Here is a 10,839-nt window from a genome sequence, read left to right on the forward strand (position 1 = left end):
CTATTCTGCTGCCGGAGTGTCTGTACTTCCTGTGTCAGCACCTGAATCTCCATCTTCCGTCCCGTCTACCACCGGTTTCATATCATTTTCATCTACCATACCTGTGTCAATATTTTCATCCATATTATAGGAATCTGTCATACTACTGTCTTCCGGGGTTTCATCGGACAAATCCTGCTGATAACCTTCATCCGTATCACTGGAAAGGTCTCCATCATCCGGGTATTCTTCCACCATTCCTTCATCTACATTTGTAGTTGTCTTTAATCCCTCACGGAATCCGGATACCGGCCATGCAATCATATCATCCAGTGCCAAACCGGATTTGATCTCATACATATCCATACCTTCGTCATATTCACCAAGTTCTACCGTACGTTTCTCCAGTTTGCCTTTTCCATTATCTGCCCATACATACGGGGTATCTTCATCCTGTACAATATAGCCGCTGTAAATCCAGATACCATCCTTTGTCTCTGTCTGTCCCTCATCCAGCTCCACATACAGATGCTGACCTAACATCAGTCCATCTGCAGAATCCAGTTTTACATAAAACGGATATTTGGTAGACTGATTATCAGAATTCGATCCAGTAGAAGACATGACCCCATTATTGTTATCTGACTCCTTATTTTCTGTATCAATTTTTTCAATCGTTCCACTCCATGTTTTTGTATCATCTACTCTGGAACGAAGAATCACTGCTTGACCTTCGGACAGATTGTGAACATTTGTCTCATTCACGGTACCTTTTACACGATAATCACCAGTTGTCAAAATTGACATAAACGGCTGTGTATTGCCATACTGGTCAGAAGCGCCATTTTCATTGATGGATTTTACCACACCGTTGATCTTGCTGGTTACGGTAGACTGTGACATGGTATCTTCCATTTTCTGAATCTCTAACTTTTTACTCTGCTGCTCATATTCAGACTGCTTGATGGATGTCTGCAGGCTCTGGATCTGTACCGTATAATTAAACTGTTCATCCTTGGATGCTGCATTTTTCTCTGCGGTAAGTGTCTTGATCTGATTGTTGTAATCGGTGATCTGATTTCCGATACTTTCAAGTTCCAGTTTTGCCTGTGCAATCTGCAGGCTCAGATCATCAGTCTTGTACTCAAATAATGGGGTTCCTTCCTGCACTTCATCTCCGACTGCTACAAAAATCTGTTTTACGGTCTGATCCGAACTCAGTGTGATATTCCAGGTATCCTGTGATTCCACCACACCCATATACCGATTCTGGCTTCCGGCGTTGACTGCACCTGTCATGGACTGTACCGACTCAACATAAGCTGCATCTCCACCACTCTTACTGTTTCCAAGCCGGTCTTTCAGGAAAAAACCAACGGCTACTGCTGCGACAGCTGCAACGATGACAACTGCCAAAATGATTTTTTTCTTTTTGCTCATATCGCGCTCCTCCTATATTCAGCAAATCCGTATCGTCTCATAATTATCCTTTCCACTGCCGACTGCACCGTGCAATGGAAACGAAAACTCACTCAAGCAGACAAAAAAATGGCTACAGATTTCCTTTCTGTAACCATTTTATCATGCCGTATTTTTTAATACTATTAAGATACCCTTAATTTTTAACTTTTTGCAATCCCTGTATCTAAGCCATTTCTTGAAAAATCTGTTACTAACATGTTACTAATACGATACCTATTTTTCTGTCAGATATGGGAAAAGTTCTATGCTTCGTTTCAAGATTCCTTTCATCTGTGCGATCGCAATTCCATAATTCGTAAACGGTACATTCTGATCCACCGCACACTTCATGCGGTATTTCACTTCACGCTCGTTGAGCATACATCCACCACAATGGATCACCAGCGCATACGGTGTCAGATCCTCCGGGAATTCCGTTCCGGAACTTGTCTCAATGATGAGCTCTTTTCCGGTGTGCTGCTTTAACCAGCGCGGAATCTTCACGGTTCCGATGTCGTCACACTGGCGATGATGCGTACATCCTTCAGAAATCAGGATTTTATCTCCATCTTTCAGATTTTCAATAGCTCCCACGCCTTTCACCGCTGTATCAAGATATCCTTTATAACGTGCCATTAATATAGAAAAAGAAGTCAGCGGAATCTCCTGTGGCACTTCTGCGGATACCTGCTCAAATGCCTGACTGTCCGTGATTACCATTGCCGGTTGTTTGCCAAGCTGCTCTAATGTCTGTTTTAATTCTGTCTCTTTCACCACGATTGCTACTGCATTTGCTTCCAGAACATCACGGATTGTCTGCTGCTGTGGCAGAATCAGACGTCCTTTCGGTGCTGCGGAATCAATTGGAACAACAAGGACTGCAAAATCTCCCGGATTCAGCAGATCTCCGACGATTTTCAGAGTCATGTCTTCATTTGGTGTCAGTTTTCCAATACATTCTTTTAATTCATAGATGCCGTAGCCGGTGAGGGCACTGACATACAATTTCTGCCCGGATACAATAACTGCATTTTTCTCTGCTTTCCCAGAATCAGATACATTTTTCTCTGTCTGATCCGATGTCCCAGATGCGTTTTCTTTTTCCGTTTTTAATGTTTCCTGATCAGATACATTTTCTTTCGTTTCATCTGCTTCTATTCTCTTTGGACAGACTTCTGATTTTTTTACCAAACTATCTGACAGTAAATCTGCTTTGTTATTTACAATAATATATGGAATCTCTTTTTCCTTAAAAATATGGATCAGTTCTTCATCGCACTGCTTTTTCCCCTCTGTGGCATCTATCACAAGCACCGCAATATCTGTTTTATTCAATACTTGTTTTGTCTTTCTGACACGCAACGCCCCCAATGCCCCTTCATCATCAAAGCCAGGTGTATCAATGATCATTACAGGTCCGATTGGCAGAAGCTCCATTGATTTATAAACCGGATCGGTAGTCGTTCCTTTTGTATCTGATACTACTGCCAGTTCCTGCCCCGTTACCGCGTTTACCACACTGGATTTGCCTGCATTTCTTCGTCCAAAAAAGCCAATATGTACACGATTGGCACTTGGTGTACTATTTAATCCCATTTTTATACTCTCCTCCACTTCCTGCAAAAAAACTTGTTGCGAATGTGTTTATTGTAACACCTGCATTTTCTTCTTACAACAAAAATGAAGTAGATTTGTGCTGAGGAACCAAACCACCTCTCACACATACACTAAAAAAAAGAATGTAACGACATTTTGGAGGTTATTTTGAAAAAAATTGTTAAAAAAGGAATTGCCGTATTCACCTGCACCGCTATGGCTGCAACAATGCTGCTGGCAGGCTGCGGTCAGAACACCACTCCGGATGAAACCGACACCAGTTCTGTAAATACCGAAAACACTGATACATCTGATAAAAAAGATGAAGCACCTGCATCACAGAAAGTGACCTTGAACGAAGTAGCACATTCCATTTTTTATGCACCAATGTATGTAGCAATAGAGCAAGGTTACTTTAACGATGCGGGTATTGATCTTGATCTGGTGACTGGCTTTGGTGCCGACAAAGTTATGACAGCTGTGCTTTCCGGTGAAGCAGACATTGGTTTTATGGGACCGGAAACTACCGTCTATACAGCAAATGAAGGCAGCAAAGATCCAGTAGTAAACTTTGCACAGCTGACACAAAGAGCTGGTAATTTTCTGGTAGCCAGGGAAGAAATCACCGATTTTGAATGGGCAGATCTGATTGGAAAAGATGTGCTTGGTGGCAGAGCCGGTGGCATGCCGGAAATGGTATTTGAATATATCCTAAAACAGAATAGCATTGACCCATCTGAAGTAAACATTGACCAGAGCATTGATTTTGGTTCTACCGGAGCAGCTTTTACCGGCGGTCAGGGTGAATACACGGTAGAATTTGAACCGGGTGCAACCTTACTTGAACAGGAAAATGCCGGTTATGTAGTGGCATCCCTTGGTGTGGATTCCGGCTACGTACCGTACACCGCATTCAGTGCAAAAACAAGTTATATGGAGAAACACCCAGATGTGATCCAGGCATTTACAGATGCATTACAGAAAGGCATGGAATATGTCAATACGCATACACCGGAAGAAATTGCTTCCGTCATTCAGCCACAGTTCTCTGAGACAGATACCGACACCATTACCACAATTATCCGTCGATATCAGGAGCAGGATACATGGAAAACCGACCTTGTATTTTCCGAAGATAGTTTCGAACTGTTACTGGATATTCTGGAAAGCGCCGGACAGTTGGAAAAACGCCCGGATTACAAAGATGTTGTTACCACAGAATACGCAGAAAAAGCATTACAGTAAGAAGTGGGGGGACACTCCCCCCAATCACATAAAAAATCTCACGATTTTTTTCTCGCCTAAATTTTATACCGTAACTTAAATTTTAATGTGCAAATTGACTATTATACAAATTATAATAGAACCCTTTCTGTGCCAGCAATTCCTCATGATTTCCCTGCTCAATGATCGTACCATCTTTCATAACCAGAATCCGATCCGCATTCTGAATCGTAGAAAGTCGATGTGCCACAATAAAACTGGTGCGCCCTTTCATCAATTTTGCAAATGCATCCTGAATTTTGATCTCCGTTCTGGTATCAATGGAAGATGTCGCCTCATCCAGAATCAGCATCGGCGGCTGGCAGAGCATAACACGCGCAATGGAGATCAACTGCTTCTGTCCCTGAGACAGACTTCCGCCATCTTCTCCGATCACGGTATCGTATCCGTCGGACAGACGTTTGATAAATCCATGCGCATGGCAGGCTTTTGCCGCTGCGATCATTTCTTCCTCTGTCGCATCCGGTTTTCCCATGCAGATATTTTCACGAATTGTACCGGCTTTTAACCAGGTATCCTGCAATACCATACCATAATTCAGTCTCAGACTGTCTCTGGTCACATGACGGATATCCTGATCTTCCACGCAGACAGCTCCGGCATTGACGTCATAAAACCGCATCAACAGATTGATCAGCGTCGTTTTTCCACATCCGGTCGGACCAACGATTGCGATAGTCTGTCCCGGTTTTACATCCAGATTCAGATGCTCAATGAGTTTCTGCTCCGGCAGATAAGAAAAATCAACATCCTTCAGTGTTACTTTTCCTTCCACCTGATCCACTATAACTGCATCAGCATCATCCGGAATCTCCACATCTTCTTCAATTAGTTCAAAAATACGTGCCGCACAGGCAAGCGCATTCTGTAATTCAGTAATAACACCTGAAATCTCATTAAACGGCTTCGTATACTGGTTTGCATAACTTAAAAAGCAGGAAAGTCCACCGACAGACATGCCTCCTGAAATAACACTCAAAGCTCCCGTCAATGCAACGCCGGCATACACCAGACTGTTTACGAATCTGGTACACGGATTTGTCAGAGAAGAGAAAAATGTTGCACGCAGAGAACAGCTCTGTAACCGGTCGTTAATTTCGTCAAACTGCTCCAGTGCTTCATCCTCATGGGAAAATGCCTGTACGATCTTCTGATTTCCTACCATCTCATCGATCAGAGCCGTCTGTTCTGCTCTGGTCTCCGACTGCAGACGGAACATATCATACGTCCGTTTTGCAATAAATCTTGCCACAAACAGGGAAATCGGTGTCAGTCCGACAACCACCAGTGTAATTCCCGGATGGATCGTCAGCATAAAGATCAATGTTCCGATAATCGTAACAACACCGGTAAACAACTGGGTAAATCCCATCAGAAGTCCATCGGCAAACTGATCTACATCCGCAATAACACGGCTGACGATCTCACCATAAGAATGTGCATCCAGATATTTTAACGGCAGTTTCTGAATCCGTGTAAATGCCTGATTTCGCACATCACGCACTACCTGATACGTTACTTTGTTATTGATCGTATTCATCAACCACTGCAAAACGGCAGTCACCGCTGCCAGAATTCCAATTTCAATTAAAAGCTTTAAAATATTTTCAAAATCGACATTTTTCCAGTCTACGATAAAATCAATGGCACGTCCTACCAGAATCGGAATATATAAGGTCAGTGCCACAGTCACTGCTGCCAGTACGATAGAAGCCAGCATCCAGAAACGGTAAGTTCCGATATATTGAAGCACTTTTTTTAATGTTTTCATCTGTGATCCGGATTTACTCACAAGTAATTCCTCCTTTTTTATTATTGTTCGCAATTCACGCTACTTCCTGTCTATAAGTAAATAGGTGGCTTTCTGTAACATCCTTACAGCCAGTAAAGCGGACATTCGCAATCCGCTTTCGCTGCTTGCTCATGAACGCAGTCGCTTTGCGACCTGTCAGTGGGAGCTTTTAACTCCCACTGACATAAGCATCCCCCCTTCCCCACCGCTTAGTGCTCCACGCACTTGAAGCTGGGGAATGCTTATTCTGCGTTCAATCTGTATAAGTTCTACACTCGAAACCTTATTTACTTTTTTTGTACTGAGACTCATAAATCTCCCGATATACTTCACAGGAATCCATCAGTTCCTCATGCGTTCCAAGTCCGACCACATTGCCATCATCCAATACCACAATCTGATCTGCATACTGGATCGCCGAAGTTCTCTGTGAAACAATAAATAACGTTGGCTTGTCCTCCATCGCTCCAATCGCCATACGAAGTGCCGCATCTGTCGCAAAATCAAGTGCCGAAGAACTGTCGTCCAAAATCAGGATTTCCGGTTTTTTCACCAGCGCACGGGCAATAGTCAGACGCTGTCTCTGACCTCCGGAGAAATTCTTTCCTCCCTGCTCTACTTCTGTGTCTAAACCATCTTCTTTCTTTAAAACAACTTCTTTCGCCTGCGCGATCTCTAAGGCCTCAAATATTTCTTCTTCCGTTGCGTCCGGCTTGCCCCACTGCATATTAGAACGGATCGTGCCTGCAAACAATACGGATTTCTGTGGAACAACACCAATCCGCTCACGCAGATCCTCCAGACCATATTCTTTGACATCTTTTCCATCCACGTAAACCGCACCGGAACTGCAATCATAAAAACGTGGAATCAGATTGACCATAGAAGATTTACCGGAACCGGTTCCTCCGATGATTCCGATAGTCTGTCCCTTTTTCACCTTCAGATCAATGCCGCTGATTGCTTCTTCTGCTGCCTGCGGATAACGGATTCCCGCATGTTCAAACACAACACTGTATTCTGACGCATTTCCTGCACCATTCTGATTATCAGAATTTTTTTCCTGCATTTCATCCAACTTGGCAGATTCTTTTCTTTCTTCCATCGCTCCGGATGTCTTACCATCTGCATTGCCATCTGTAATAGAAGGTTCTACCTCCAACACAGACTGGATTCTGTTTCCACATGCCACAGATTTTGTAATATTAATGATCAGGTTTGCCAGCTTGATCAGCTCTGTCAGAATCTGAGACATATAGTTATACAGTGCAACCACTGCACCCTGTGTAATGATACCCATATCTACACGGATCGCGCCAACCCAGATCAGTGCGATAATTGCCACATTGATAATGACATAGGTAAGCGGATTTAACAATGCGGAAATTCTTCCTACAAACTTCTGTGTATCCGTCAGCACCTGATTCTGTTTCTGAAATTCGGATTCTTCTTCCTTTTCCTTGCAGAATGCACGAAGGACACGGACACCCATCAGATTTTCTCTGGTCAGTCCAAGTACTTTATCCAGGCGGTTCTGTACCTTTCGGTAAAGTGGGATGCATGCAAGCATAATGCCAAATACAACCACTGCCAGCGCCGGGATTCCCACCGCAAACACCAATGCCGCCTTCACATCAATGGTAAATGCCATGATCATCGCACCGATGACTACAAACGGAGAACGCAGCAACAGGCGCAGCGTCAGATTGACTCCGTTCTGCACCTGATTCATATCACTGGTCATTCTGGTGATCAGTGTCGATGTTCCCTGTGTATCCAGCTCCGCATAAGAAAGCTTCTGAATATGCGCAAACAGGACGTGACGTATCTTTGTCACAAAACCAACCGCCGCCTTTGCCGCAAAATACTGGGCAGTGATAGAAAACGCCAGTCCGATAATTCCAAGCAAAACAAGAACGAAGCACATCTTTACGACGTAGCTCCGATCCTGATTGCCGATACCTGTATCAATGATCGCCGCAACTACCAGAGGCACAAACAATTCCAGTGTTGCCTCCAGCAGTTTAAACAACGGTCCTAACACAGACTCTTTTCTATAATCTTTTAAATAACGCAATAATTTTTTCATTACTTTTTTGATTTCCCCTCCGGCAATTCTGATTTCTCATTCACTCTTTGAAAAAACATCAGTTATTGATTCCATGATGTACCGGTATTGTATCTTTTGAAATCGGATAGAAAGAATATCCATTATTTTTTCCATATGTGATAATGCTCTGCAATGCATCTGCGGATGTCTGTTTTGCTGAAGTATCATGCATAAGTACGACATTATTCCGTCCATGCTTAAATCCGCCTGTTACATTTCCTATAATCAGGTTGACCGGACGGTTATTGCCCTCTGCATCGCCGGAAGAAACATTCCAGTCCATATACATCAGTCCGTCATCTGTCACACGCTGTGCCAGCTGTGTCATAACGCCCTGGCAATATTTCTCGCTGACAGTATTTGAACTTCCACCCGGGAAACGAATGACAAATGCATCATATCCCGTATCCTCTTTCAATTTATTTTTCAACTTATTGATATTTTCCATAAATGCATCCACAGATGTATAAATCTGAGAATAATCATGGGAATATCCATGGATTCCGATCGTATGTCCTTCATCGATCATTCGTTTAATGATCGGCAGCTTATCTTCATCATAATCACAGATAAAGAATGTTGCTTTGATTCCATTTGCTTTCAGCGTATCCAGAATACGGACTGTGACATCAGAACTTGGTCCGTCATCAAAAGTCAAATAAATCGCATCTCCCGTGTTTACCTCTACCTTTTCCACCGTCACATTTCTGGTTGCCTGTGCGGTGTTTCCACTGGAATCGGTCACTGTATAAGTAATCGTATATGTTCCAGAACGATAAATATCCACATATCCGTCTTTTGTTACATTCGCAGTCAGATCACCATCACGGTCATCCACAGCGGTCACACCAGGATCTTCAAATTTTTCCTGCTCCTTGATCGTGATATCGGAATCCCCGTTCAATGTGATCTGCGGTGCCTGTGTATCCTGTAGACACACCTCCCGCTCTGCAGTAGATTCATTGTCATGACTGTCTTTTACCGTATAGGTCACTTTCCATGTATAATCGTTGACCTGCTCCATCTTGGTTTTAATATCAGAAGAAACGTCTCCATCACAGGCATCCACAGCAGTCGCTCCCGGCTCCTGGTATTCGTCAATGGATGTTGGAACCACTACTTTCGCATCTCCATTTAAGGTAATGACCGGACCGGTATGGTCAACCACATTTACAACACGTCTTTTCGTTACTTTTCTCTTTTTGTATTTTACCTTGTATTCAATCTCATACTGACCAAGCTTTGACGTATTGACGCTGCCACTTGTCTCGATCAGATTGCTGATATCCTCATCTTTTACCGTCGCTTTCACGCCCGGATCCTGAAATGTAGTACCACATTCCGCATCTATCTCATCTCCGCCGGTCAGCGTAATGATCGGACTGCCTCCGACCACCGGACTGATCGCCAGAATAAACAGGCAGATTCCCACCAGTGCGATCACACCGGCAGTCATCAGTCTGCGATCCTTTTCGTTATCAAATATTGTATTCCAAATTTCCCTTAGTTTCTTCATCTTCAACGTCCTTCAATCTCTCATTTTATCTATATGCATTAACCGGGCTCTCATACCCGCAACCTATCATAGCACACTTCCTCAAAAAAATCCTTTAAGTTTGTGTTAAGATTTGCTGTCAATTTCTGTATTTCACGCATATTTTTGCCAGATCAGGGACCATTCTCCCCTTCTTTCCTCTTTTACGTAAATTTTACATTTATATACACTCTGCCCATGCTTCTAATTTGTAAAATTCATATACTGCGGCGCACTCTGAACAAACTCATCCACTGTGATTGCTTTTCCAAACAGCTTCTTAATCAGATTTCGCCAGTTATCGCCATCTTCTTTATCCATGACCGCATACCATAATGGTGTATACACACTGGATTCATCGATCATCTGATGGAACTGTTTCACTGCCAGCGGACTGTCCTCCGGTACGGTCAGACCACTCTGCTGAATCATATCCAGATAATCATACTGCTCCACATTCCGCTCATTTACCCGCTTTGCGAACTCCAGACAAAGCTCTGCCGCCTCATCCTGATATTCCGAATCAGAACTGATGGAAAGTCCCGGTGTCAGCGTATGATTAATATCTACCATATATTTTCCATCGTCATCACTGCGCTGTGTATATCCCGGAAATTGCTCCACAGAAATCGCATCACTGCCCATTTCATCCATCAAATGGAATACAATCGTAGACTGATGCGGGAAAAGCACTGCCTGTCCTTCGGCAAAATTCTGAACCGCTTCCACCTCTCCGGTCTCCAGAAACTTCTCCGGGAAAGCGCCCATATCCACAAGCTGCATCAGCTTCTGCGCCGCATCTGCAAACACAGGATCTGAAAAATCTATCGTTCCATCAGCAAGCCGAGCCTGTGCGTATGGATTCTCACAGTTGACCATCACCGTGTACAAAAGTTCTGCCAGCCACAGATCTTTGTCACCAAGTTCCAATGCTGCATAAGAAGTTCCGTGTTCCTCATTATAAGCATTGACCTTCTCCACCATTTCCAGCAGTTCATCCCAGGTCTGCGGCATGGAAAGCCCAATCTCTTTCATCAGATTCTGATTGCAATAAGTAACCGCATATGCCTCTACCAGACAGGG

General features: G+C 43.6%; 7 protein-coding genes. 1 reads left to right on the forward strand and 6 read right to left on the reverse strand.

Going from position 1 to position 10,839, the window contains the following annotated elements; translation table 11 throughout:
• Both LG34_RS06420 and hydF read right to left on the reverse strand, forming a co-directional pair.
• The gene (locus tag LG34_RS06420; protein WP_109215357.1) at positions 1–1,419 is read right to left on the reverse strand and encodes an efflux RND transporter periplasmic adaptor subunit; all 1,419 of its coding nucleotides are present in this window, start codon (positions 1,417–1,419) and stop codon (positions 1–3) included.
• A gap of 255 nt (positions 1,420–1,674) precedes the next feature.
• On the reverse strand, positions 1,675–3,036 hold the full coding sequence (gene hydF, locus LG34_RS06425; RefSeq protein WP_109215358.1) for a [FeFe] hydrogenase H-cluster maturation GTPase HydF: 1,362 nt from the start codon (positions 3,034–3,036) through the stop codon (positions 1,675–1,677).
• A gap of 168 nt (positions 3,037–3,204) precedes the next feature.
• Here hydF and LG34_RS06430 point away from each other — a divergent pair, with 168 nt between their 5' ends.
• Positions 3,205–4,281: an ABC transporter substrate-binding protein gene (locus tag LG34_RS06430; RefSeq protein ID WP_333491055.1), complete on the forward strand. Its 1,077-nt coding sequence runs from the start codon at positions 3,205–3,207 to the stop codon at positions 4,279–4,281.
• An 82-nt stretch (positions 4,282–4,363) separates the two neighbouring features.
• Here the strand turns inward: LG34_RS06430 and LG34_RS06435 are convergent, their stop codons facing one another.
• The 4 genes from LG34_RS06435 to LG34_RS06450 form a co-directional block, all read right to left on the reverse strand.
• The gene (locus tag LG34_RS06435) at positions 4,364–6,091 is read right to left on the reverse strand and encodes an ABC transporter ATP-binding protein (RefSeq protein WP_109215363.1); all 1,728 of its coding nucleotides are present in this window, start codon (positions 6,089–6,091) and stop codon (positions 4,364–4,366) included.
• Between the two features lie 304 nt (positions 6,092–6,395).
• Positions 6,396–8,201: an ABC transporter ATP-binding protein gene (locus LG34_RS06440; protein ID WP_109215359.1), complete on the reverse strand. Its 1,806-nt coding sequence runs from the start codon at positions 8,199–8,201 to the stop codon at positions 6,396–6,398.
• 58 nt (positions 8,202–8,259) lie between these two features.
• Complete coding sequence (locus LG34_RS06445; protein ID WP_109215360.1) at positions 8,260–9,738, reverse strand: polysaccharide deacetylase family protein; 1,479 nt, start codon at positions 9,736–9,738, stop codon at positions 8,260–8,262.
• Between the two features lie 222 nt (positions 9,739–9,960).
• Positions 9,961–10,839, reverse strand: an 879-nt coding sequence (locus tag LG34_RS06450; protein WP_146190197.1) for an ABC transporter substrate-binding protein, incomplete at its 5' end; no start/stop codon positions are given.

It is taken from the genome of Eubacterium ramulus (assembly GCF_003122485.1).
Lineage (GTDB): Bacteria > Bacillota > Clostridia > Lachnospirales > Lachnospiraceae > Eubacterium_I > Eubacterium_I ramulus_A.

What these genes read in the sequence shown, in the direction of transcription:
- LG34_RS06435 (WP_109215363.1), bottom strand. Translation starts at nt 6,091, where the DNA reads ATGAAAACATTAAAAAAAGTGCTTCAATATATCGGAACTTACCGTTTC.
- hydF (WP_109215358.1), bottom strand. Translation starts at nt 3,036, where the DNA reads ATGGGATTAAATAGTACACCAAGTGCCAATCGTGTACATATTGGCTTT.
- LG34_RS06420 (WP_109215357.1), bottom strand. Translation starts at nt 1,419, where the DNA reads ATGAGCAAAAAGAAAAAAATCATTTTGGCAGTTGTCATCGTTGCAGCT.
- LG34_RS06445 (WP_109215360.1), bottom strand. Translation starts at nt 9,738, where the DNA reads ATGAAGAAACTAAGGGAAATTTGGAATACAATATTTGATAACGAAAAG.
- LG34_RS06440 (WP_109215359.1), bottom strand. Translation starts at nt 8,201, where the DNA reads ATGAAAAAATTATTGCGTTATTTAAAAGATTATAGAAAAGAGTCTGTG.